Annotated in this window: 26 protein-coding genes; 17 read left to right on the forward strand and 9 right to left on the reverse strand. The window is 64.6% G+C overall.

The features are described from left to right. Positions 1-25: 25 nt before the first annotated feature. Positions 26-1,702 (forward strand): cyclic peptide export ABC transporter, encoded by a 1,677-nt coding sequence (locus tag P1K30_RS03605; RefSeq protein WP_275631294.1) that lies wholly within the window; start codon positions 26-28, stop codon positions 1,700-1,702. 10 nt (positions 1,703-1,712) lie between these two features. Here the strand turns inward: P1K30_RS03605 and P1K30_RS03610 are convergent, their stop codons facing one another. Together P1K30_RS03610 and P1K30_RS03615 are read right to left on the reverse strand one after the other, a co-directional pair. Continuing rightward, entirely contained in the window at positions 1,713-3,998 is a 2,286-nt protein-coding gene (locus P1K30_RS03610) for an AfsR/SARP family transcriptional regulator (RefSeq protein ID WP_275631295.1), read from the reverse strand. A gap of 128 nt (positions 3,999-4,126) precedes the next feature. Further along, on the reverse strand, positions 4,127-4,786 hold the full coding sequence (locus P1K30_RS03615; protein WP_275631296.1) for a CPBP family glutamic-type intramembrane protease: 660 nt from the start codon (positions 4,784-4,786) through the stop codon (positions 4,127-4,129). 609 nt (positions 4,787-5,395) lie between these two features. On the opposite strand from P1K30_RS03615, the gene P1K30_RS03620 reads away from it, so the two are divergent. The 4 genes from P1K30_RS03620 (at position 5,396) to P1K30_RS03635 (ending at position 6,890) form a co-directional block, all read left to right on the forward strand. Further along, the gene (locus tag P1K30_RS03620) at positions 5,396-5,554 is read left to right on the forward strand and encodes a hypothetical protein (protein WP_275631297.1); all 159 of its coding nucleotides are present in this window, start codon (positions 5,396-5,398) and stop codon (positions 5,552-5,554) included. A gap of 79 nt (positions 5,555-5,633) precedes the next feature. Then, a complete protein-coding gene (locus P1K30_RS03625) occupies positions 5,634-5,957 on the forward strand; it encodes a TfoX/Sxy family DNA transformation protein (protein WP_275631298.1) in 324 nt (107 codons plus the stop codon). Positions 5,958-6,014: 57 nt separating this feature from the next. Next, complete coding sequence (locus tag P1K30_RS03630) at positions 6,015-6,383, forward strand: DUF4112 domain-containing protein (RefSeq protein WP_275631299.1); 369 nt, start codon at positions 6,015-6,017, stop codon at positions 6,381-6,383. A 51-nt stretch (positions 6,384-6,434) separates the two neighbouring features. Continuing rightward, positions 6,435-6,890, forward strand: coding sequence for a GFA family protein (locus tag P1K30_RS03635; protein WP_275631300.1), 456 nt, complete (start codon positions 6,435-6,437; stop codon positions 6,888-6,890). An 86-nt stretch (positions 6,891-6,976) separates the two neighbouring features. Here the strand turns inward: P1K30_RS03635 and ndk are convergent, their stop codons facing one another. Continuing rightward, positions 6,977-7,399 carry a nucleoside-diphosphate kinase gene (ndk, locus tag P1K30_RS03640; protein WP_275631301.1) on the reverse strand — a complete coding sequence of 141 codons (423 nt, stop codon included), beginning with the start codon at positions 7,397-7,399 and terminating at the stop codon, positions 6,977-6,979. Between the two features lie 182 nt (positions 7,400-7,581). Further along, positions 7,582-7,995: a hypothetical protein gene (locus tag P1K30_RS03645; RefSeq protein ID WP_275631302.1), complete on the reverse strand. Its 414-nt coding sequence runs from the start codon at positions 7,993-7,995 to the stop codon at positions 7,582-7,584. 82 nt (positions 7,996-8,077) lie between these two features. On the opposite strand from P1K30_RS03645, the gene P1K30_RS03650 reads away from it, so the two are divergent. From P1K30_RS03650 to P1K30_RS03660, 3 genes are all read left to right on the forward strand, one after another. Next, positions 8,078-9,928 (forward strand): ABC-F family ATP-binding cassette domain-containing protein, encoded by a 1,851-nt coding sequence (locus P1K30_RS03650; protein ID WP_275631303.1) that lies wholly within the window; start codon positions 8,078-8,080, stop codon positions 9,926-9,928. 137 nt (positions 9,929-10,065) lie between these two features. Beyond that, positions 10,066-10,692 carry a MarC family protein gene (locus tag P1K30_RS03655; protein WP_275631304.1) on the forward strand — a complete coding sequence of 209 codons (627 nt, stop codon included), beginning with the start codon at positions 10,066-10,068 and terminating at the stop codon, positions 10,690-10,692. A 103-nt stretch (positions 10,693-10,795) separates the two neighbouring features. Beyond that, the gene (locus P1K30_RS03660) at positions 10,796-11,377 is read left to right on the forward strand and encodes a retropepsin-like aspartic protease family protein (protein WP_275631305.1); all 582 of its coding nucleotides are present in this window, start codon (positions 10,796-10,798) and stop codon (positions 11,375-11,377) included. Between the two features lie 100 nt (positions 11,378-11,477). Here the strand turns inward: P1K30_RS03660 and P1K30_RS03665 are convergent, their stop codons facing one another. After that, complete coding sequence (locus tag P1K30_RS03665; RefSeq protein ID WP_275631306.1) at positions 11,478-11,846, reverse strand: hypothetical protein; 369 nt, start codon at positions 11,844-11,846, stop codon at positions 11,478-11,480. A gap of 371 nt (positions 11,847-12,217) precedes the next feature. Further along, the gene (locus tag P1K30_RS03670) at positions 12,218-12,922 is read right to left on the reverse strand and encodes an RlmE family RNA methyltransferase (protein ID WP_275631307.1); all 705 of its coding nucleotides are present in this window, start codon (positions 12,920-12,922) and stop codon (positions 12,218-12,220) included. A 387-nt stretch (positions 12,923-13,309) separates the two neighbouring features. Between P1K30_RS03670 and P1K30_RS03675 the strand changes: the two genes are divergently transcribed. Next, positions 13,310-14,407, forward strand: a complete 1,098-nt coding sequence (locus tag P1K30_RS03675; RefSeq protein WP_275631308.1) for a calcium-binding protein — start codon at positions 13,310-13,312, stop codon at positions 14,405-14,407. Between the two features lie 26 nt (positions 14,408-14,433). Here the strand turns inward: P1K30_RS03675 and P1K30_RS03680 are convergent, their stop codons facing one another. Beyond that, a complete protein-coding gene (locus P1K30_RS03680; RefSeq protein WP_275631309.1) occupies positions 14,434-15,555 on the reverse strand; it encodes a Ppx/GppA phosphatase family protein in 1,122 nt (373 codons plus the stop codon). 244 nt (positions 15,556-15,799) lie between these two features. Between P1K30_RS03680 and P1K30_RS03685 the strand changes: the two genes are divergently transcribed. The 8 genes from P1K30_RS03685 to P1K30_RS03720 all read left to right on the forward strand — a co-directional run bounded on the left by P1K30_RS03685 (position 15,800) and on the right by P1K30_RS03720 (position 21,273). Then, the gene (locus tag P1K30_RS03685; protein ID WP_275631310.1) at positions 15,800-16,096 is read left to right on the forward strand and encodes a virulence factor; all 297 of its coding nucleotides are present in this window, start codon (positions 15,800-15,802) and stop codon (positions 16,094-16,096) included. 26 nt (positions 16,097-16,122) lie between these two features. After that, positions 16,123-17,049: a methylenetetrahydrofolate reductase gene (locus P1K30_RS03690; protein ID WP_275631311.1), complete on the forward strand. Its 927-nt coding sequence runs from the start codon at positions 16,123-16,125 to the stop codon at positions 17,047-17,049. Further along, a complete protein-coding gene (locus P1K30_RS03695) occupies positions 17,049-17,711 on the forward strand; it encodes an HAD family hydrolase (RefSeq protein WP_275631312.1) in 663 nt (220 codons plus the stop codon). The genes P1K30_RS03690 and P1K30_RS03695 overlap by 1 nt, the downstream gene beginning before the upstream one ends. Then, complete coding sequence (locus P1K30_RS03700) at positions 17,708-18,697, forward strand: methyltetrahydrofolate cobalamin methyltransferase (protein WP_275631313.1); 990 nt, start codon at positions 17,708-17,710, stop codon at positions 18,695-18,697. Before P1K30_RS03695 ends, P1K30_RS03700 begins: the two co-directional genes overlap by 4 nt. 96 nt (positions 18,698-18,793) lie before the next feature. Then, a complete protein-coding gene (locus tag P1K30_RS03705) occupies positions 18,794-20,164 on the forward strand; it encodes an IS1380 family transposase (RefSeq protein ID WP_275631314.1) in 1,371 nt (456 codons plus the stop codon). Beyond that, the gene (locus tag P1K30_RS03710) at positions 20,161-20,436 is read left to right on the forward strand and encodes a hypothetical protein (protein WP_275631315.1); all 276 of its coding nucleotides are present in this window, start codon (positions 20,161-20,163) and stop codon (positions 20,434-20,436) included. The genes P1K30_RS03705 and P1K30_RS03710 overlap by 4 nt, the downstream gene beginning before the upstream one ends. Positions 20,437-20,627: 191 nt before the next feature. Further along, entirely contained in the window at positions 20,628-20,759 is a 132-nt protein-coding gene (locus P1K30_RS03715) for a hypothetical protein (protein ID WP_275631316.1), read from the forward strand. A 367-nt stretch (positions 20,760-21,126) separates the two neighbouring features. Further along, positions 21,127-21,273 carry a hypothetical protein gene (locus P1K30_RS03720; protein WP_275631317.1) on the forward strand — a complete coding sequence of 49 codons (147 nt, stop codon included), beginning with the start codon at positions 21,127-21,129 and terminating at the stop codon, positions 21,271-21,273. Positions 21,274-21,360: 87 nt separating this feature from the next. Here P1K30_RS03720 and P1K30_RS03725 read toward each other — a convergent pair whose 3' ends face one another. Next, positions 21,361-21,828 (reverse strand): DNA polymerase III subunit chi, encoded by a 468-nt coding sequence (locus P1K30_RS03725; protein ID WP_275631318.1) that lies wholly within the window; start codon positions 21,826-21,828, stop codon positions 21,361-21,363. Positions 21,829-21,862: 34 nt separating this feature from the next. Beyond that, the gene (locus P1K30_RS03730) at positions 21,863-23,323 is read right to left on the reverse strand and encodes a leucyl aminopeptidase (protein ID WP_275631319.1); all 1,461 of its coding nucleotides are present in this window, start codon (positions 23,321-23,323) and stop codon (positions 21,863-21,865) included. Between the last annotated feature and the right edge of the window lie 86 nt (positions 23,324-23,409).

Here is a 23,409-nt window from a genome sequence, read left to right on the forward strand (position 1 = left end):
ACGAACCGCCCATACGAAAGCCCCGATGTCCCAATCCGCCTTCGGCAAGCTCAGCGACCTGATCGGCTTCCTGTTCCGCGAGGGCCGGTTCCTGAAAAGCCCCATCGTGCTGTACGCGTTTCTTGCCTCGGCCAGCCGGACGCTGATGATCTATGCCGTCAATCAGGCGGCGGCGCAGGGTGGCCCTGATTTTCCGATGCTGGTTTTGCTGCTGTTCGCGGTGGTCACATCGCTGGTGACGGCGCACTGGGCACGGGTCACGGGCATCCGGCTGGTCGAGAACGTGAACCACCTGCTGCGGCACCGGGTATCGGACGCGGTGCTGAATGCGGACGTCAGCTTTTTCCAGTCCCGCGAACCCGGTCATGTCTACAACGCCCTGACCGGCCACACGCTGATGGTGTCGAACACCATGACGCGGCTGGCCGACATGCTGCAGGCGGTGCTGCTGCTGATCTTCTGCTTCGGCTACATGGCTCTGGAAAGCTGGCCTGCTGTCGTCGCCAGCATCGTGTCGCTGTCGCTGGGCGTGCTGGCCTTCCTGCTGGCCGAGCGCCCGGCGCGGTCGCTTCTGAAACGCGCCAACACCTCGCGGGCGGAATTCTACGACGCGATGAACGACCTGCTGCGCGGCTACAAGGAACTGCGCCTGCGGCAGGCGCGGCGCATCGACTTGGCGACCCGCGTCGATCACGTCGTGGACGAGACCCGCGACCGCACCATCGCGGCAGAGCGGATCTTCAGCTATTCGGGCATCGCGGCCTCGGCCTCGCTGGCGGTGCTGCTTGTGTCCATCGTGACGCTGCTGCCGCTGGTCACAGATGCCGACAGCGTCGTGACGCTGCAAGTGCTGACCGTAGTGCTGTTCACCTTCGGCCCCATCGAGGCCGTCGTGTCCGGCCTGCCCGGCTTCGCCCGCGCCTCGGTCGCCTACGAGCAGATGAACGAGGTTCTGGCCGAACTGGACGCCAACCCCGAGACCGAGGCCGTCCGCGCCGCGCAGGACAGCCGCCCGACCTTCGACAAGCTGGAACTGAAGGGCATCACCGCCACCCTGCGGCGCCCGTCCAAGGCGCACGGCACCAAGGCCGAGGACAGCTTCACGCTGGGGCCCATCGACCTTGTGCTGGAACCCGGCCAGTCGGTGTTCATAACCGGCGGCAACGGCATGGGCAAATCCACGTTCATGCAGATCCTGACCGGCCTGCGCCATCCCGACGGCGGCCAGATCCTGCTGGACGGCAAGCCTGTGACCCGCGACACCGTTGGCGATTATCGCGGCCTGTTCACCGCCGTCTTCTCGGAATTCTACCTGTTCCGCCAGCTGTACGGCCTGACCGCCGACGAACGCACCCGCCTGCAACAGCACATCGACGAGCTGGGCCTGTCGCAAGGCGTCTCGATCGAGGGCGACGCATTCTCGTCCCTGTCGCTGTCCACCGGCCAGATGCGGCGGCTCGCGTTGTCCATCGCGCTGGCAGAGGAACGCCCGATCATCGTGCTGGACGAGTTCGCCGCCGATCAGGACCCGGTTCGGCGGGCGTTCTTCTACGACGTGCTGGTGCCCCGGCTGGCCAAGAAGGGCCACCTTGTGATCGCGGTGACCCATGACGAGCACTGTTTCGACAAATGCGACCGCCTGATCCGGATGGAGGACGGCAACATCGTCCTCGACAAGCTGAACGCACCCGCGCCCGCCTGACGACGCCGGTTCAGTCCATCGCCAGCCGCTGACGCAGGGCCTGCGCGGCTTTCAGGTCGGCGGTCGGCGGACCGCCCGGCTCGACGGCGGCAAGGCCCTCTTCCAACCGCCGGATCGCATCCCGGACCCGGCCTTCGCGGCGCAGGTGCCCGGCATAGCTGACGGCGGTCCGCAGGCGGAACAAGCCGCTGCCCGCACGGCGCGCGGATTCCATCGCCGCGACGAACCCGGCCTCTGCCTGACCTTCGCCGCCGCGCCCCTGACGCACCAGCGCCAGCGCCTGTAGCCGCAGCAGTTCCGGTTCCACCACCAGCACGCCGGTGGACGCGCCGTGCGACAGCCCCTCGTCCGCCTGTAGCAGCGCCTCAGACGCATCGCCGACCTCTAGATGCGCCTCGGCCAGCCAGACGTGGAAGAACGGCACCCCCAGCGCCGCGCCGCTGGACCGATAGACGGCGAGCGCCTCTGACACCTGCCCGGCGCCAGCGGCGTCTCCCAGCCGGTCGCGCGCCCGCCCCAGAAGACCAAGCGCAAAGGCCTGCCAGTCGGGCCAGTCCGCCGCGGCGTCATGGGCCGCGCGCGCCGCGCTTTCGGCGGCGGCGGCTTCGCCCAGCGTGTCCTGCATCAGCGCCGCGACCGTCAAACAGGCCATCAGCGTTTCCGGGTGCCCGGCGCCACGGGCCTCGGACACCGCGCGGCGCAACGCCTCGCCCGCACGGCCCGGCGCACCGCGCAGGCACAGCAGCCACGCGTGCAGGCAGCGCCCGAACAGACCCGGATCGATCCCGAACAGGTCCGGCAGGGTGTACAACGCCTCGGTGTGGGTCAGGACCGCCTCGGCCGCGCCCACGCGCCCCCGGAACAGCCGGGTGACGCCGGTCATCACCTGCCCGACCTCGCCCGCCTCTGCCCGCAACGCGGCGGTTCGGTCCGCAATGGAAGCGGCAGTGCGCAGATCGCCACGGCGCATCGCGGCGCGCCAATCCTGCCACTGCGCTTCGGCCGCTGGACCTTGCGGCTCTTCGCGGCGCGTGGGTGTCGCCGCCGGTTCCGGGCGCGCCGCCGGAACGTCGGGCGGGACCACCCGCAACGTGCCCGCGACTTCGGTCAGGCTGTAATCCTCGGCCAGCACCTCGCGCATGGAAAGGTCGGCGCGCAGTTCGCCCGGTGCGGCGCGGTGCGCCACCTGTACCGCCGCCTGCAACGAACGCCCCGCCACCCGGCCCGACCCGGCGTCCAGCGCCACCAGCCCCGACGACAGCCCGCCCGCCGGGCGCAGCATCCCGCCCTCGATCGGCAAGGGTTCGTCGGTCAGCATCAGCCCCGCAAGCGCCGCGCGGATCTCGGCCTCGGGGCCGCCGGTGAACAGCGCCACGATCCGGTCGCCGACGCCGGGCATCAGGCGGCCTTCCAACCCGGTCACGGTCCGCTGAGCCAACGCTGCGAACTGCGCCTGCACACCGGCCAGCATCTCGGGATCGGTAGTGGCGTCCAGTCCGGCGATCTCTGGCAGATGCACCACCAGCACCGCCGCGCCGTCGCGGGCCGAAGGCGTGCGCACCGGCTCTGGCAAGGGGTCGGACGCGCGGATACGGGCGGCCAGCGCCTCTGTCTCGGCGGCGGGTACGGCGCCGGTTTCACGGTTCAGGACCGCGCGGCAGGTTTCGAACTGGCGCAGCGCGTCCGAACGGCGCCCAAGGGCGGCGTAGGCGCGGATCAGACTTCGATGCGCCGCCTCGCGCACCGGGTCGATGATCAGCAGCTGTTCGGCCGCCAGCGCGATCCGCCCCGCGTCGCCCGCTTCTTCGCTGGCGCGCAGCTGTTCCTGCAGCGCGGTCAGGGCCAGCGTCCGCAGTCGGGTGCGTTCCGCTTCCAGCCAGTCCATGAATGCCTCGGACCGCAGCGAAAACCCCTGCATGAACAGCCCGCCGCAGATTGCCGCCGCCTGCCGCAGATCGCCCAGACTGCCCGCCGCGCTGCGCCGTTCCAATTCGGTCACGTCGGCCAGCGGCGCGGCGCCGGTCCAGCGAATGCGGTCCTTCCCGGCCTCAATCGGGTCCAGCCCGGCAAGCCGCAATGCCTTGCGCAAGACGGCCAGTTCCTGCCGCAAGCTGGCGCGGGCCTGTTCGGCGGCGCTGTCGGGCCACAGAACCTCGGCCACGACGGTTCGCAGCAACGATCGACCAGAGGACAGGACAAGGAAGGCCAACAGGGCTTGGCTGCGGCGGGACGGGATCCGGACCTCGGACCCGTCGGGCGCGGTCAGGCGCACGTCTCCCAACAACCTGATCTGCAAGCCCTGTCCGCCTCCGCCGTTCTGCGCGCCGCGCCACGGTCGATGGCGCGACCTGGCTTGCGACAGAGTATGACCCCGGCGGCGCGGGGCTCAAAGAAAAAATTTTGCGGTGGTTTTGCGGTTTGCCGTCAGCTGGCGCGCTGGGTCATCAGCGACCGTACAGGTTGTCTGATCAGCATGAGCAGCGCCGCGAACAGCAGGTGCGCCCCGGCGAAGACAATTGCATAAAGCCAAAGCGCATCGGCGCTGATTTCGGCCAGCAGGACGCGGCCGAACAGCACGTTGGTCGCCCCATGCGCCAGCGCCACGACGAAGATGTTCATCCCCGCCACCCGCAGCGCCATGAACGCCGTCGCGGTGCCCGCAGCGATGACCGCGGTGGGCATCCCGTGCGGAAGATTGAACAAAGTCACGGCGATGGCCGAAGCAGCGAAGGCCAGCGTCAGGTTGTGGTGGAACACCTTCAGAACGGCTTCACGAAAGAACAGATCCTGCGGCAAGGCGAAGATCAGCACCTGAATGGCAAGCGCTGAGGCCAGCTTGGGCATGGCAGGCACGACCACGACGTAAGACGTGAAGATCGACGCGCAAGCTGCTGAAATCCCCCACAGGAACGGCACGAAGAACGCCAAGGCGATGGTTCGTTGCCAAGACCAGCCAAGGTTATCCTCAGTGTAAAGCGCACGTCCCGGACTACGAATCAGGTGGATCGCATCGCGCCGCAGAATGGCCAGCGCAAAGAGACACATCGCTGCCGCCAGCACCGCGACCGACGCGAGGGGGCTCATGCCGAAGTCGCCGCGGCGGAGCACTTCGCCCAGCCCTGCGACGAAAAACAAGCATATAGCGAATGTTAGAGGCATGAGTGTCCCGGGAGTGTCCTAATTGCCATACCAGACTGAAATCGTTTTGAGGTCAAGCCGTTTTGAGTTGTAGCCCGCTGAAACGCTACGGAAAGAGCCATATGGATTGGCCACGCCGGGTAAACAAATTCGAACCTATCCACAGGATTGCGCGAAAAGGTTAATTTGCAACCTTTGCGAGCAATTCGCCGACCCCGAAGCGAATCGTTTCCAGCGCAGAACCGATACGACCGCGTCGAAACCGCATGCGAATGCCCTTTAACCCCGGGGTATTAACCGTCCCGAACGGCAATTCCACCATACTTGGCTGCCTCTTCGCCCGCCTCGACCGCCGACGCTCCCTGCCCGGCAAACTGCGGGATTCGACGCGTATTGAAACGTCTGAGGACACAATCGCCATAGTCTCGCCCCATTTCCGCCCCCGCGCCGCCCAATACCGGTGCTGCATTGGGAAAAAAGCCCCCTGTGGGCCTAAGCTTTTCCGCAGGGAGCAACGCGGTCGGATCCACCGCCGCGGAGTGAGGAGAGCGAACCATGTCCACCAAGCAAAGCCCTGCGCCGGATCAAGGTCCGGAGACCCGTAGCGAACAGACCCCGCATACACAGCCGCAGCCGAACCCGGACAAGCGCCTGTTCCGCCCGGTCGAAAACGCGGAAGACACCGTGCGTTACAACGACTGGGCCAGCATTTAAGCTGACACACCGGTCAATCACGCCAAGGCTGCCGCGAACACCGCTGGGCGAAACCGGCGGTCCGCTTTATACTGGGACCATGTCCGACCCTGTCTCAAGCATCCGCAACCTTGGCCCCGCCTCTGACCGCGCCTTCGCGCGCGCCGGAATGGCGACCGCAGAGGATGTGCGCGCACTAGGGCCCGACGAAGCCTATCGCCGGCTTCTCGCCAACGGCACGAAACCGCATTTCATCGGCTACTACGCGCTGGTGATGGGCCTGCAAGGGCGGCCTTGGAACGATTGCACCGGCGCAGAGAAAGACGCCCTGCGCGTCCGCTTCGATGCCCTGAAGGCCAACGTCGCCACCGACCACAGCGCGGCGCTTGCCGCTGCCCTGGACGAGGTCGGCGTGCGCATCTGACCGGAACCGATGCGGCTTCCGCCGCGTTACAGGCTTATGAGCACGCAAACCACGAATATGCCCCCTCCCGTAACGCCCGACACAACCGGGCGCGACCTGACCCGTGAATTGGATCAGCTTGAAGCCATCGCCAACCGGATGGACACGATGTTCCGGCTTCCGATCGTCGGCGTCCGCGTCGGTCTGGATTCGATCCTCGGCCTGATCCCCGGCATCGGCGATACCGTCGCCTTGGCCCCGGCAGGCTACATCGCGTACCGCGCCCAGCAGATGGGTGTCCCGAACCACGTGCTGGCCCGGATGGGCGTGAACATCGGCGTCGACTGGCTGGTCGGTCTGGTCCCGCTTGTGGGCGACCTGTTCGACGTTGCCTTCAAGGCGAACCGCAAGAACGTCGCGCTGCTACGGCGTCACTTCAACGCGTGACTTGATCCGGTGGGGCATCCTGCGATGGTGCGCCTGACAAGGAGGCCCACCATGCCAGAGATCACCCTGCCCGCCACCGGTCGCTGCCAATGCGGCGCGCTGACCTTCGAGATCACCGCGCCGCCCTTCGCCACGTCCGCCTGCCACTGCCGCGATTGCCAGCGCATGACCGGAAGCGCATTCTCGCTTACGGTCATGACCCCGGCCGAGGGGTTTCGCGTGACCGGCGGCGAGGCGGTGCGCGGCGGGCTTGGCACCGGCCATCGCCACATGCATTGCGCGAAGTGCCTGTCGTGGGTTTTCACCCAGCCGCAGGGCGTCGATTTCCTTGTGAACGTGCGCACTCCGATGCTGGACGCCCCGCCCACCGAGGTTCCGTTCATGGAAACGAAGCTGTCCGACGCGATGCCGTTCGCCCGGCTCGGCGCCCCGCACGGGTTCGACGATTTCCCGACCGGCGACGACATCCCCGGGCTGATCGAAGACTACGCAAAGACGCGCAACTAAGCGGTCCGGCACCCGCCGCCCTACCTCACAAACAAAAGGGCCGCCCCATCGGGACGGCCCTTCGATCCGCGTGTTGCGGAAAAGTCTTACCCGACGATTTCGAGACCGGCGAAGAAGAATGCGATCTCTTCCGCAGCGGTTTCGGGGGCGTCCGAACCGTGGACCGAGTTTTCGCCGACCGACTCGGCGAACTCGGCGCGGATGGTGCCAGCCTCGGCGTCGGCCGGGTTGGTCGCACCCATGACTTCACGATTCTTCGCGATGGCGCCTTCGCCTTCCAGAACTTGCACGACGACCGGAGCGGACGCCATGAACTCGCACAGTTCGTCGTAGAACGGACGCTCGGCGTGGACGGCATAGAACTTGCCGGCCTGCTCTTTCGTCAGGTGCATCCGCTTCTGCGCGACGATGCGCAGGCCCGCTTCCTCGAACTTGGCATTGATCTTGCCGGTCAGGTTGCGGTTGGTGGCGTCGGGCTTGATGATCGACAGCGTACGCTCGATGGCCATTTGGTGTCTCCTTGCTAAAGAACCGGACAACGGCTGCCCGGCCCTGAAAACTTCATTGCGGGCCGGTTAGCACGGAGATTCGTCTTTGCAAAGCCCCGCCGCCCGTTCTGGATGCGGCGTCCATTGCATGTCCGCGTGGCAGTTTCATGACGGAACGGCAGGGTCCAGACGCCCGGCGCCCGTCAGTACAGCACCTGTTCGTCCTGCCGCAGGGTGAAGCCGAGGTTCTCGGCGTTCAGGCAGGTCATGCCGCCCTCTTCCGAGAAACAGGCCACCCCGCCCCGCGAATGGCTATAGCCCGGCTCCATCACCTGGATAGACTCGTCGATGACGCTGTCGTCGGCGCACAGCACCTTGCCGCTGCCGGTGATCCCCACCTCGAACGCATAGCCCCAGCCCTCGCCGCAGTCTTCGGGCGGGTCCGCAAAGGTCAGCGTGCCGCCGTACAGGTCGCACCGGACGTGGTTGCGCTCGCCCGTGACGATAACACAGAACACCTCGCCCTCGCCGGACTGGAACGGCAGGTCCGGCAACGGATCCTCCTGCGCGGCAAGCGGTGTCGCTGCAACAAGCAGAACGGCGGAAAACAGGCGCATGGGGGACCTCCGGGCTTGCCCGAACCCTAAGGCGCGCTGCGCGCCATTGACAAGCGCCGCGCCGCGCCGCATCCCCCGCCCCATGCTACGGATCAACGACATCTCTTACGCCATCGAAGGCAAGCCCCTGTTCGAAGGCGCCTCCGCCACCATTCCCACCGGCCACAAGGTCGGGCTTGTGGGGCGCAACGGCGCGGGCAAGTCCACGCTGTTCCGCATCATCCGGGGCGAACTGGCGCTGGAAGGCGGCGACATCTCGCTGCCGTCGCGCGCCCGCATCGGCGGCGTCGCGCAAGAGGTGCCGGGGTCCGAGGTGTCGCTGATCGACACCGTGCTGGAGGCGGACGTCGAACGCACCGCCCTGATGGCCGAGGCGGAAACCGCCACCGACCCGAACCGCATCGCCGAGGTGCAGACCCGGCTCGCCGACATCGACGCATGGTCCGCCGAGGCGCGCGCCGCCTCGATCCTCAAGGGCCTTGGCTTTTCGGATGCCGAACAGCAGATGCCCTGCTCTGCCTTCTCGGGCGGCTGGCGGATGCGCGTGGCGCTGGCGGCGGTGCTGTTCTCGGCCCCCGACCTGCTGCTGCTGGACGAACCGACCAACTACCTCGACCTCGAAGGCGCGCTGTGGCTGGAAAGCTACCTTGCGCGCTACCCGCACACGGTGCTGGTGATCAGCCACGACCGCGGCCTTCTGAACCGCGCGGTGGACAACATCCTGCACCTCGAAGACCGCAAGCTGACGTATTACACCGTCGCCTACGACGACTTCGCCGAACAGCGCGCCGCCCGGATCGCGCAGGCCGAGGCCGAAAACGCCAAGGCCAAGGCCCGGATCGCCCACCTGCAAAGCTTCGTGGACCGCTTCCGCGCCAAGGCGTCGAAGGCCGTGCAGGCGCAAAGCCGGCTGAAGATGATCGACAAGATCCAGCTGATCTCGACGCCGCAGGAAGCGGCGCTGCGCAAGTTCACCTTCCCCGAGCCCGAGGAACTGTCGCCGCCGATCATCAACATGGAAGGCGTGGCGGTGGGCTACGGCAACCGCACGGTGCTGTCGCGGATGACCCTGCGCATCGACCAGGACGACCGCATCGCGCTTCTGGGCCGCAACGGTCAGGGCAAGTCGACGCTGGCCAAGCTGCTGTCCGACCGGCTGGAACCGCAGGCGGGCCGCATCACCAAGGCGCGCAAGCTGCGCATCGGCTTCTTCGCCCAGCATCAGGTCGACGAATTGCGGGTCGAGGAGACACCGCTCGACCACCTGCGCCGGATGCTGCCGGACGAGCTTCCCACCAAGCACCGCGCCCGCCTCGGCGGCTTCGGCCTTGCCCCGCAGGCCGAGACCGAGGTCGGCCGCCTCTCGGGCGGCCAGAAGGCGCGCCTGTCGCTGATGCTGGCCACGCTGGATGCGCCGCACCTGCTGATCCTCGACGAACCGACCAACCACCTCGACATCGAAAGCCGCGAGGCGCTGGTCGAGGCGCTGACCGCCTACACCGGCGCAGTGATCCTCGTCAGCCACGACATGCACCTGCTCAGCCTTGTGGCGGACCGCCTGTGGCTGGTGAAGGACGGCGCGGTCGCGCCCTTCGAACAGGATCTCGAAGCCTACCGCGCGATGCTGCTGTCGTCGGACAAGCCCGCCTCGTCGAAGGCAAAGCCCGCCAAGCCCAAACCCGCCTCGCGCGAGAAGATCCTCGAACTGCGTTCCGAGGTCCGCAAATGCGAAGCGCGGCTCGAAAAGCTCAACGACATGCGCGACAAGCTGGCGACGAAGCTGGCCGACCCCGCCCTGTACGAGCCCGAGAAGGTCGGCGAAATGGAAGTCTGGCAAAAGAAATACGCCGAGGTCATGGACGGCCTCAGCCGCGCCGAAGGTCTTTGGCTGTCCGCTCAGGAAAGCCTCGAAGCCGCCGAAACGCGCGTCTGACAGCCGCTTCTTCTCTTTTGAAATACCTCGGGGGACACGCCGCAGGCGCGGGGGGCAGAGCCCCCTGCCCGGCGTCGTTCTGACCCGACCGCGCGCGAAGGCTGGATTTACCCGCCGCATCGTCTAAACACAGACATATGGACCCGGCCCTTCTTATCACCGCCTTCGTCACCCTGTTCGTGGTGATCGACCCGATCGGCATGGCGCCGTTGTTCGTGGCGCTGACCCAGGGCATGTCGGCCCGCAAACGGCGGACCATCGCGCTGCGCGCCGCCGTGACCGCCATTGCGCTGCTGACGGTGTTCGGCCTGTTCGGGGAAAAGATCCTGTCGTTCATCGGGATCTCGATGCCCGCCTTCCGCATCGCGGGCGGCGTGCTGCTGTTCCTGACCGCGCTCGACATGCTGTTCGAACGCCGCACCAAGCGGCGGCAGGACAAGACCCACGAAGACGACGATCCCGGCGACGACCCGTCGATCTTTCCGCTTGCCGTGCCGCTGACGGCGGGACCCGGGGCGATGGCGACGATGATCCTGCTGGCGGGCCAGACCGGCGCCTCGTGGAGCTGGGTGGTCGCCGTACACCTCGTGATGATCGCGGTCGTCGCGATCTGCCTGCTGTTGTGGCTGGCCGCCGGGCTGATGGAACGCGCGCTGGGTCCCACGGGGATCAACGTTGTCACCCGCCTGCTGGGGATGCTGCTGGCGGCGCTGTCGGTGCAGTTCGTGCTCGACGGCATCCGGGGCGCGGGCTACGGCCCCTAAGCCGCACTATACCCGTCCGCGCTGACAGTCGCGTGATCCGCACGACCCCACAGGCTGACACGGGCGTCGCGGGTGCCTATCTTCTGACGGGAAAGGAACCCGCATGGACCCCAACAGCTTCGGCAGTCTGACCTACCTCGTCCTGCTGGGCGGCGCGCTGATTGCATCCTACGTCTTCCACAACCGCCAGAACATGGGGCAGATGCTGCGCAACATGATCCAGTGGGCGCTGATCTTCGTCGGCGTGATCGCCGCCGTCGGGCTGTGGCAGGACATCCGCGGCGACATCCTTCCGCAGCAGTCCGTCTTCGCCGAAGCCGGCCGGATCGAGGTGCCGCAGGCGCGCGATGGTCATTACTACCTGACCGCGCGGGTGAACGGGCAGCAGGTGCTGTTCGTGGTCGATACCGGCGCCACCGACATCGTGATGTCGCGGCAGGATGCCGAACGGGTCGGCATCGACCCCGACGGCCTTGTCTATTCCGGGCGCGCGGGAACCGCCAACGGCATCGTCGGCACCGCGCAGACCACCGTCGGCGAACTGTCCGTCGGCGGCATCACCGACCGCAACATCACCGTCTGGGTGAACGAGGGCGAGATGAACACCTCGCTACTGGGCATGGCCTACCTGCGGCGGTTCGAACGGATCGAGATCGCGGACAACATGCTGGTTCTGGAACGCTAGACGCGCTGACGCCGACCAAACACGCGTCCAAACGGAAACCGCCCGGCCTGTTCGGACCGGGCGGCGTGTCTCACAACACCTTGCGCGACGCGTTACGCGGTCATGGCAATAGTTGTATCGGCTCTACGTTGCCCAACCCGCAGCGGGCGCAACAGTTCGAGCAATTGTAGCTGTCGTTCGGGCCAACGCCCCAATAGGTCTGCGACGAGCCGCGCACCCACGCGCCGTAGCAGATCAGTTCGTTGTAGTTACACGACAGGTTGAAGGTCGCATCGCCCTCGTTCGGGTCGATCACGTAGACCTGACCGTTGCCCGGCCAAACGTGGTTGCGGTCCTGGCTGTAGAACTCGACGCTGACCGTACGGCTATAGTCGTTGTCGATCGTCCAGAACAGCGTATCGGCCGACGCGAGCGACGGCATAATGGTCGCGAAAAGCAGACCCGCCAGCATGATTTTGATATAGTTCATTCTCAACTCCTTTACCCACTCTAGCCCCTGCACTGCCTTTCGGGCGGTAGCAAATCGACCGGCCTCGACCGAGGACGATCCGGACTTTCGGGCAATCGCAAATCCGTGGTTGGGGGAAACGCACGCCCGGCATGAACATCCCCAGACCGGCGATTCTGGTCAACTCCGGACTGCGGCAAGCCCTTCAATTAATTCGATAACGAACGCGATTCCGCGCCAGAACGGGCGTTTCGGCGCCGCTTCGCGGCAACCGGGTCACAGATGAGCCAGATCGAACATTGGGCATGCCACGCGACCGCCGGAATTGGACCGCACTGACGCCCGCCCCGAAACAATATTCCGGCACCGTAAGGGCTTAATCTTCGATTGTTTCAGCCTCGGAAGCCGGTGGCGACCACGAACTTCTCGGACGAATCCGACCGGCTTGCGGGCGGTTTCACGTTCGCAACCTTGTCGAACCGCTGCTTCAGAAGCGTCTGCAGGCTGCCCTCGGCCCCGCCCGCCAGCACCTTCGCGACGAAGGTGCCGCCCGGTTCCAGAACGTCGAACGCCAGTTCCGCCGCCGCCTCGCACAGGGCGACGATGCGCAGGTGGTCGGTCTGCTTGTGCCCCGAGGCAGAGGCCGCCATGTCCGACATCACGACGTCCGCCGGGCCGCCCAGCCAGTCCTTCACCTTCTGGTCGGCGTCGTCTTCCATGAAATCCAGCACGTGGATCTCGGCGCCGGGAACGGGTTCGACCTCTTGCAGGTCGATGCCCAGCACGCTGCCCACCGCCTTGCCGGATTTCTCGCCAAGCGCGTTTACCCGCTTTACCGCGACCTGACACCAGCCGCCGGGGGCACAGCCAAGGTCCACGACGCGGGCGCCGGGCACGAGAAAGCGGTACTTGTCGTCAAGCTCGAGGATCTTGAACGCCGCGCGCCCGCGATACCCCTCGGCCTGCGCGCGTTTCACGTAAGGATCATTCAACTGGCGTTCCAGCCAACGGGTCGAGGACAGCTTGCGCCCACGCGCCGTCTTCACCTTGACCCGAAGGTCCCGCTGCCCGCGGCCCGATGTGTTCTTGCCTGCCACGCCGTGTCCCCTGCATTTGGTCCCGCGCAAGCCGGACCGATTCGGAAAAATCAGACAATGCGCCAACCTGCGCCGTGTCGTCCACCCGCCGCACGCCATTCCCGCGCGGACAGTGCCGGAACGTGAACCGTTCGGCCCATGCTCCAATTAACATATATTTTAATGTCATTTTTCAATCTGGAATTGCAGCGGCGGCCGACTTGAAACAAGACTTCCCAATCGCCCGTTAATACTTCTCGCTAAGGTAGAACTTCGCCACCAGTTAACTTAAATTAATTAATTGAAAACATTGAATTTTATTGTCGCCAAACCGGTATTCCCCGTGGTTCTTTCGGATTCTGAGTTCAAACCCAGTTAATAAGTGACAAGGATTTAAGGGGGTACAACATGGCCAATATTAGTGGTGACGGCACGGACGAAGTGCTGCGCGGCGTCGCGGGCGAAGAGAATTCCATCGCCGGTAACGACGGTAACGACAAGATTATCGGCCGGGGAAAAAGCGACCCTCTGCTTGGCGGCAAGGGCGACGACACGGTGTTCGGTGCCAATGGGCACGACGAAATGTACGGCGGCGCCGGCAACGATTACCTCAAGGGCGGCAACGGACGCGACTCGCTAAGCGGCGACAAGGGCGACAACACGCTGAACGGCGGCAACGGGGATGATACGTTCGTCATCAACGCGGCGCTGGTCGGCCAAAGCTTCTCGCTGATCGAAGATTTCGACATCGAACGCCAACTGCGCCGCATGACCTTCGATGATGCCCTGCAGATCAAAAACGTCGGCGGGCAACAGTTCGTTTTGCAGGAAACCAGCGACGGAGACGTGGAACTGTACGTCGACGGCGTGCTGATGGCGACGATCCAAGGTTCGGTCTGTGGCGGCCTATCGGCGTCCGACCTGCTGAACGCGACCGACTTCGTCGGCGGATCGCCGGCGTCCGTGACTTTGCTGGACGAATTCGGTGCCGAAATTCAGCACAAGATCGTCGGCACGCCCGAGGATGACGCGCTGTCCGGCGTGCCCGGCATCTCGAACCTGATCGTCGGACAATCTGGCGACGATATCCTGAACGGCCGCGGCAAAGGCGACGAGCTGCTTGGGAACCAAGGCCAGGACACGCTGAACGGCTCTTCCGGCAGTGACACGCTGAAGGGCGGCGGCGCTGCCGACGAACTGTCCGGTGGCAACGGCGGCGACGACCTGTTCGGCGACAAGGGCAACGACACGCTGGATGGCGGACGTGGCAGCGACGAACTGACCGGCGGCGCCAACGCCGACACCTTCCAATTCAACGTCGCTCATGCGGGCACCGGGGTCGACACGATCACCGACTACGATGCCGCCGAGGGCGATGTGATCGCCCTGCTCAACGTGACCGGATCGGTGACGACCGCCCAGAACGGTGCCGATGCCGAGATATACCACGACGGCGAGCTGCTGTTCGTGGTGCTGGACACGGCCGAAGGCGACCTGATTTTCTAAGGCAAAACACCCGGGGGGCGGCGCGCCTAGTACGCGCCGTCCTCCAGCACGCCGTCGCGGGACATCTGCGCGTACAGCAGACCCTCGCGCAGGCCCCGGTCCGCGACCGATAGCCGGTCGGTGGGCCAGACGCGCAGCAAAGCCTGCAGGATCGCGGCGCCCGACATGATCAGCGCATGCCGGTCACGGCCGATCCGGGGATCGGCGCGGCGCCCGGCCGGGCCAAGCGACAGGTAGTCGCGGATCACCTTCTCGATCTGGTCAGATGTCATCCGAAGCCCGTCGACCTTGTTGCGGTCGTACCGCTTCAGTCCAAGGTGACTGGCCGCGACGGTGGTCACGGTGCCGGAGGTTCCGATGATCTGGAACCCTTCCTTCTGCTGGATCTGCTCGTAGGGCGAGAAATCGATCAGCTTTTCCTCGAAGAACCAGCTCATCAGCGCATATCGCGCCGCGTCGTCGTCGACGTCGTGGAATTGGTCCCGCAGCGTCGCGACGCCCAGCGGCACCGAGATCCAATCGACCACCTTCGCGTGGGCGAACGGGCTTTCCGTCGGTTTGAACCCGCTGTGCAGACGCATGATCGCGCGGGGCCGGTCGTGGCGCGGCACCTGCGTCAGGTCGATCCAGACAAGTTCCGTCGACCCGCCACCGATATCGACCACCAGCAGTTGTTCGGTCTTGGTGGACACCAAGGGCGCGCAGCTTACCACGGCAAGCCGGGCTTCTTCCTCGGGCTCGATGATCTCTAGCGCCAGCCCCGCCTCGTTGCGGATGTAGGACATGAACTCGGCCGCGTTGGTCGCGCGGCGGCACGCCTCTGTCGCGACCAGCCGCATCCGGCGGACGTCATGCTTGACCAGCTTTCGCTTGCAGATTTTCAACGCGTGCACCGTCCGCGCCATCGAGGCGCGCGACAACCGGCCCGACCGTTCCAGCCCGGCACCAAGCTGCACGGACTTGGAAAAGCTGTCTACAACGTGAAACTGGCTGCCCTTTGGCTGGGCAATCAGCATTCTGCAACTGTTCGTCCCGAGATCCAGCGCGGCGTACAGCTCCGCCGGATCCGGGCGCGCCGGTGCAGGTGGCTCGACCGGGACGGGCCCCGGGAGCGCGCCCCCACCACCGGCAGGACGCTTGGGCGCCATCTTACCGCCCTCCAACTCTGGTTGGCTTCAAGAGTAGGAGGCAACCCCGCGAGTAGCAAGGAAAAGCGGCCCCTTGTGTTCACGTTTGTCGTGAGGACATTTTAACGGTCCCGTGCTTTCCCGACGTCCACCAATGGGATAGCTATTCAGACATTCGTCGCATCGCGCGCATCGAATGTCGAAATCCGTCGTCGTTCGGGTCAGGCTGACGCGTAGAAGCGACTCCAAGCCGGGGGAATCGAGCATGGCCCGTATCACCATTGTCTACTGGCGGGACATCCCCGCGCAGGTGATCGCCGGCAAGGGCCGCCGCGGCGCGAAGGCCGCTTTGCCCGAACGCTTCGAGCAGGCGATCGACCGGGCGGCGATGAAGGTTGGCGCTCGGGACTCGGACGCCTATCTTGCAGAGTGGCGCAAGGGCGATCCGTACGAGATCGACGCGCCCGACGACGAGGCCGCGCGCGACGAAGCCGCGCGGCTGGACGCCGAATACGATGATGGCCGGTTGAGGGGCCTGATCGAGAATGATGGATGGGCATGAGCCCGAAATCGCTAGGGAGGGCCGTGATGGCATTGCTGAAATTCCGCAGGAAGGACTCCGAGCCGCGCACCGCGGGCCCCGAGGTTCGTGATTTCCTGCAGGGCTATTCCATCGAGGTCATGCCCCGCACCGCCGAGAAGGTCGAGGATTTCAAGGCGCTGCTTCCCCAAGGCACACGCGTCTACATCGCCCATATCGAAGGCACCCCGATCGAGGATATGGTTGCCACGGCAAAACGGCTGGCCGCGGACGGGTTCCCGGTGATGCCGCACTTCCCGGCGCGGATCATCAAGGACAAGACGACGCTGGCCGACTGGATCGCGCGCTATCAGGGCGAGGCCGGTGTCGATCAGGCGCTTATGCTGGCCGGCGGCGTGACAGAGCCGCACGGCGATTTCCATTCGTCGATGCAGCTTCTGGAAACCGGGCTGTTCGACAAGGCGGGCTTCAAGCGGCTGCATGTCGCCGGTCACCCCGAGGGCAACAAGGACATCGACCCGGACGGGTCCGACGCCAACGTGTCAGAGGCGCTGCGCTGGAAGCAGGCGTTTTCCGAACGCACCGACGCGCAGATGGCCATCGCCACCCAATTCGCGTTCGAAGCCGACCCGATCATCGCGTGGGTCGAACGGCTTCAGGCGGAAGGCATCGCCCTGCCCGTCCACATCGGCATCGCCGGTCCCGCGAAGCTGCAGACGCTGATCAAGTTCGCCATCGCCTGCGGTGTCGGCCCCTCGCTGAAGGTGCTGCAAAAGCGCGCGATGGACGTGACCAAGCTGGTCCTGCCCTACGAACCCGACGACGTTCTGGCCGGTCTGGCGGCCCACAAGGCGGCGAACCCCGGCTTTGGCATCGAACAGGTGCATTTCTTCCCGCTGGGCGGCATCAAGACCTGCGCCGAATACGCCAACAACAGGGCCGGCACCAATGGCGCCGCGACGGCGGCGCACTGATGCCATCAGGATTTTTGTTCGACCTGGACGGCACGCTGCTGAACAGCGATCCGCTGCATATGGCGATCTTCGCCGACATGCTGCGTCCCGCCGGGGTCGAGGTCGACCACGCCTTTTACACGTCCCGGATTTTGGGCCGGAACAGCGCCGAGATCTTCGCCGAACTGTTGCCCGGCTGCGACGCCGTCGCGATGGACGACGAGAAAGAGGCCCGGTTCCGCGAGGTTCTGGACCGCACCAGCATCGCGCCCACGCCGGGGACGGAACGCCTTTTGGACCGGATCGCCGCCGCGGGCCTTCCGGTGGCCGTGGCCACCAACGCCCCGCGCCAGAACGCCGAGGCGATGCTGCGCGCGGTTGGCCTGCGCGACCGGTTCCCTGTCGTCGTCGCCGCAGAGGAAGTCGCGCGCGGCAAGCCCTACCCCGACGTTTACCTTGATGCTGCCGCCAAGGCCGGTGCCGATCCGGCGCAGGCCATCGCGTTCGAAGACAGCGGCGCGGGTGTCACCGCCGCCGCCGCGGCCGGGTGCACCGTCATCGGCCTGACCACCTCGCTTTCCCCGGATGCGCTGCGCGCCGCCGGGGCCCGCCACGCGATCCGCGATTACGAGGATCCCGGGCTGTTTCCCCTTCTGGGCCTTGAAACCGGAGCACTGTCATGACCCGTACCGTCATCGAGTCGAAGACCAAGACCGTCACCATCGGCTTTGACGAGCCGTTCTGCGTGATCGGGGAACGCATCAACCCCACGGGCCGCAAGAAGCTGGCAGCGGAACTTGAAGCGGGCGATTTTTCGACCGTCGAGAAGGACGCGCTGGAACAGGTCGCCTGCGGGGCGATGGTGCTGGACGTGAACTCGGGTGCGGTCTTCACCAACAAGATGGCCGAAGATCCGCGCTATGCCGACAACAACTTCGTCGAGCCGATGCTGATGAAGCAGCTGGTCGAAAAGGTGCAGGCGCTGGTGGACGTGCCGCTGTGCATCGACAGTTCGGTCCCCGGCGCGCTGGAGAACGGGCTGGAAACGGCGGAAGGGCGTCCGCTGTTGAACTCGGTCACCGGCGAGGAAGAGCGGATGGAACTCGTCCTGCCGCTGGTCAAGAAATACAACGTGCCGGTGGTGGCGATCTCGAACGACGACACCGGCATTTCGGAAGATCCCGACGTGCGCTTCGCGGTGGCGAAGAAGATTGTCGAACGCGCCGCCGATTACGGCATTCCGGCGCATGACATCGTGGTCGACCCGCTGGTAATGCCGGTGGGCGCGATGGGATCGGCGGGGCAGCAGGTGTTTACCCTTGTCCGCCGCCTGCGCGACGAACTGGGCGTGAACACCACCTGCGGCGCGTCCAACATCTCGTTCGGGCTGCCGCACCGGCACGGGATCAACGCGGCCTTCCTGCCGATGGCGATCTGCGCTGGCATGACCTCTGCGATCATGAACCCTGTCCGCTCGGTCGAGATGGAAGCGATCCGCGCCGCGAACTTCCTGATGAACAACGACCCGAACGGCGGCGAATGGATCCGGTTCAGCCGCGTGCTGGACGCGGTCGACGGCGGCGAAAGCTTCGTCGAGGCGTCGAAAGCGGCCCAATCCGCGGGTGGCGGCCGGGGCGGTCGCCGGGGCGGACGGCGCCGGGCTGGTTAAACAGCGGTTAAGCATCGCTTAACCCCACATTTCCCAGGTAGCTGAGCGATCTATCTTCTTTGGCGTGTCTTTTCATGTTGTACTGCACCGGGTTAAATGCCTTTGGAGGCTGCAAGGTTAGATCACCCTATGGGTGCGGGTTCTGATGGCGGTTTTCGGCTGGATTTTGACCCTCGGGTGCGACTGGAATTCCACGGCTCCAAGATCAGTTCTGACGGCGGTTTGCTCCTGTTTCGTGAGTTGGACGAGACCTTGGGCCTGCATGATCTGGCTGGGCGTTCGTTGCGGGACACGCGGACAGGCAAGAACGGAGTGCACTCACTTGTCGGTCTGATGCGCCAGTCCCCATTCGGGCGGCTAGCGGCATATCCTGATGTCAACGATGCGGACCGACTTTCCCGTGATCCAGTGATGCGCCAGATCGTCGGCGGGCGGGCTGTAAATGACCAAGCCGCTTCGACCAGCCAAATGGCGCGGTTTGAGACCGACATTCTTGCTCCCGCTCATAACCGTGCGGCTTTGGCCGACCTGCCCGGGCAGTGGGTCGATGCGATGCATGATACGCAACCGCCCAAGTGGATCACTCTGGATATGGACAGCTCCGTCAGCCCCACCTATGGCGATCAGGAAGGCACGGCATGGAATGGTCACTTTGGCTGCAAGTGCTATCATCCCCTCTTCGTGTTCAACCAGTTCAGCGATCTCAAGCGCTGCGTCCTGCGAAAAGGCAACGTGCACAGCGCTGATGGGTGGAAGGACGCTCTGGCCCCAGTCATAGTGCGGTATCGGAGCCGCGACCTGATGCGGTTCTTCCGCGCTGACGCGGCCTTCGCCATTCCTGAGCTTTACGAGATGCTGGAGGCGGAGAGCTACTTCTACACCATCCGCCTCAAGGGCAACGCCGTCCTGCAAGATGCTGTCTCACATCTGCTGAAGCGCCCCGTAGGCCGCCCACCCAACTACGTTCGCCGGTTCTACCATGACTTCGAGTATCAGGCGCAATCATGGAACAAAGCGCGTCGCGTCATAGCCAAGGCCGAATGGCACCCCGGCGATCTGTTCCCCCGCGTGGGCTTCGTCGTCACCAACTTGCCGATGGAGCCGGACTGGGTCATCCGTTTCTACAATCAGCGCGGCACAGCGGAACAACACATCAAGGAAGGCAAATACACGATCAATTGGACGCGACTATCCTGCAAGCGGTTCCGCGACCACGAGGTCAGACTTCAGCTTCATGCGCTGGCTTACAACATTGGGAGCTTCCTCAAGCGTGCCGACTTACCCGAAGAGATTGCCGACTGGTCGCTCACCAGCATCCAGAGCCGCTTGATCAAGATCGGGGCACGGGTTGTGCGCCATGCCCGCAAGATAACCTTCCAACTGGCAGAGGTTGCCGTGTCGCGAAACATCTTCGGACAAATCCTCGCCGCCATCCGTGCCCTCAAGCCACCGCCGAGGCCTGCATGACGGCCAGCACAACGAAATCGAGACAAATGCGGCTCGACAACTGTGTCTTGAACACGCCAAGTTGGGTCCACATCGCCGGAAATCTTCGCGAGAACGCCTGCAAGGACCTCGAAGCCGCCACCAAAGCAGACGCGGCGAACGCCGGGCTTAAAAACAACGGCAAAATTCGCCAGCATCACCACAAGACCAAAATACTTGGGAAATATCGGATTAGCATTCATCCTTTGCGGCTTTGCAAGCACGGATTGAACATGAGGCAAAAAATTGTTTAGTGAAAAAGCGAGATGCATAAGAATGCTTGGCTATGGCATGATACATCTTTTTCTCTGTTACATAGGATTATACGATCCCGAAAGATTTATTCACACGAGAGCATTTCCTCTTGTTTATTTTGCTATCGCTTTTGGTCCAATTGCTTTTGCCGCTGAAAACTGCATCAGATTTTACATGAGGAGTACGGCAGATGAATGATTTCACCATAAATTTTGAGGAAATTCAGGATTACCTAGAAAATGAGGCTTTGGGTGCAAACGAAGAAGGCGAGCAAAATATCTCAACTCCAGTGGAGTTCTCGTCAATGCCCCCTATGAGCTAATTCCACACGCTCCGACTAGATATACCGCAATGACGGTTTGAACCGCCCCGGGTTTACCGGAGAGTTTCTGGTTCAATAGTTATGCCGCTTTCTCACCGGCGCTCAAGTCTGCGAAGAATTCCTCCTCTTTCTCTTTTGGCGTGACATATCCGATGGCGCTGTGCAGGCGTTCGGTGTTGTACTAATCGATCCATGTCAGGGTTTCCCATTCGACCTGGCTGACGGATTTCCAAGGGCTGAGGAAGTTGATGTTAACCAAAACCATGCGACGATGCGGTCATGCGGGACCGGATCGTCGAAAACCCCATCGGACAGGACTGGTTGGACCAGATCTTTCGCAGCCGCGCCGCCCAAAGCGGCGGCGGTGGTGCGAAGACGTCTGGCCGACGTGGAACGCGAAATCGGCGTTGCAACGCTGGAGCTTGAGGTGCGGCGGCGCGGTTTCCACATGATCGAATGCAGCGACCAGTTGGTGATCGCCTGCTGCCCGAAACCGGTGAAGATCATCTGCTAAGCGTCCAGAAACACGATCTTCTAGAAGATCGTGGACTGCATGAATTTCTAGAAATTCATGCGCGGTAGGGTCTTCCAGAAGACCCTGTCAGCTTCCGCCGCTTTCCGCCTTCTTCGACCACGGCCCGTCTTCCTGGCTCCAGTACTGCGCGGCGCAGCCAGCGCCGGTCAGCGCCCGCCACTGGTCGCGCGCCGTCTGCACCGCCATGTCGTCGTTCCCGTCGAACAGGATGCACACGCGTTCCAGCGCCTTGACCTCGTCCGGCGTCACGTCGGCGCCGTCCACCGCCATCAGGCAGGCGGCGCCGTTGGGTGTGTCGGCGCCCGTCGTCAGCAAGACCGGCTGGTCCTTGTCGAACGGCCCGCCGGCAAGCCCATGTGGCAGGAAGCCCTCTTCGGCCCCCAGCCACAGCTTGTCGTCCAGCCAGACCATCCGGTCCTTCGACCGGCCCCGCACCGCCACACGCCAGCCCTGCTGGCGCGCGCGGTCCAAGAGCGTGGGCAGCGTCGCCTCTAGCGGGGCGCGGGTCAGGTGGTAGAAATAGGCGGCGCCCATCCGGCTGTCCTGTCAGTGCGTTACAGCGCGCGGTTTACTTCTCGTAACCGTCGGCGATCAGCCGGTTCAGCGCCAGAACGCCCCAGCCCGTCGCGCCCTTGGGCGAGAATTCGGTTCCCGCCGCGACGCTGGCCACACCCGCGATGTCGAGGTGAATCCAAGGGGTTTCGTCCTTGACGAACCGCTGCAGGAACTGGGCCGCGGTGATGGAGCCGGCTGGCCGTCCGCCGACGTTCTTCATGTCCGCTACGCGCGACTTCAGCTGCCTGTCATAGGCCGGGGCCAGCGGCATCCGCCATGCGCCTTCGCCCTCGACCTTCGCGGCCTTTAGGAAGGCGTCGGCGATCCCGTCCTCGTTCGAGAAGACGCCCGCCATCTCGTGGCCGAGGCCGATGATGATCGCGCCGGTCAGCGTCGCAAGGTCGATCATGCCGGTCGGCTTGAACCGGTCCTGCGCGTACCACATGACATCGCACAGCACGAGCCGGCCTTCGGCGTCGGTGTTGATCACCTCGACCGTGTCGCCCTTCATGGACTTCACCACGTCGCCGGGACGCTGGGCGCGACCGTCGGGCATGTTCTCGACCAGCCCGACAAGACCCACGACGTTGGCCTTCGCCTTGCGCAGTGCCAGCGTCTTCATCACCCCCGACACGACGCCTGCGCCGCCCATGTCCATCGTCATGTCTTCCATGCCGCCGGCGGGCTTCAGGCTGATGCCGCCGGTGTCGAACACGACGCCCTTGCCGACCAGCGCGAAGGGTGCTTCATCCGCGCCGCCCTTCCATTGCATGACGACGACCTTGGACGGGCTTTCGCTGCCCTGCCCCACGGCCAGCAGCGTGCGCATGCCAAGCTTTTCCAGTTCGTCCTCTTCCAGCACCTCGACTTCGACGCCAAGGTCCTTCAGACCCTCCAGGCGGCTGGCGAATTCGGTCGTGGTCAGGATGTTCGACGGCTCGTTCACCAGATCGCGGGTGAAGAACACGCCCTCGGCCAGCGCGGACACCGACTCGGCCGAGACGTCCTCGGGCTTCGACGCCATCACGGTCACGGCGCCTTCGGTCTCGGCGTCCTTCGTCGTGTGGTCGGTGAAGTCGTAGACGCGCAGCGCCACCCCAAGCATCACGTCTTCAACCGGCTTGAGGTTGCCCGCGGCCAGCAGCAGCGCCTTGTGGCCCTTCGCCTTGCCGATCGCGGCCCCGGCTTTGCGTGCGACCGATGCGTCGGCCCGGCGCGACAGCTTCACCACCTGCACCGCGTCGGCGGCCATGCCGACGGGGAACGCAAGATCGGCGCCGTCGCCCTCTTTCAGCGTCTCGAACGCCTTCGATTCCAGAAACCGCTCCAGCGCGCCCTTGGTCAGGCGGTTCACCCGACGCGCGATCTGCGACAGCTTGCCGTCGGGCTCGCAAAACAGCACGACGCGGCCTTCGAAACCGGCAAGCGCGTCAAGATCGAGGGCGGTGACTTCAAGGGAAATCGGGGCAGTCATTCTTGGGTCTCCTGGTAGGGGTCCCCCTTACCTATCCCCCGCACCCACCATTGACCAGTTATCAGTTTTCCCGCCCCCGCAACTGC

This window comes from Psychromarinibacter halotolerans (genome assembly GCF_029168315.1).
Lineage (GTDB): Bacteria > Pseudomonadota > Alphaproteobacteria > Rhodobacterales > Rhodobacteraceae > Psychromarinibacter > Psychromarinibacter halotolerans.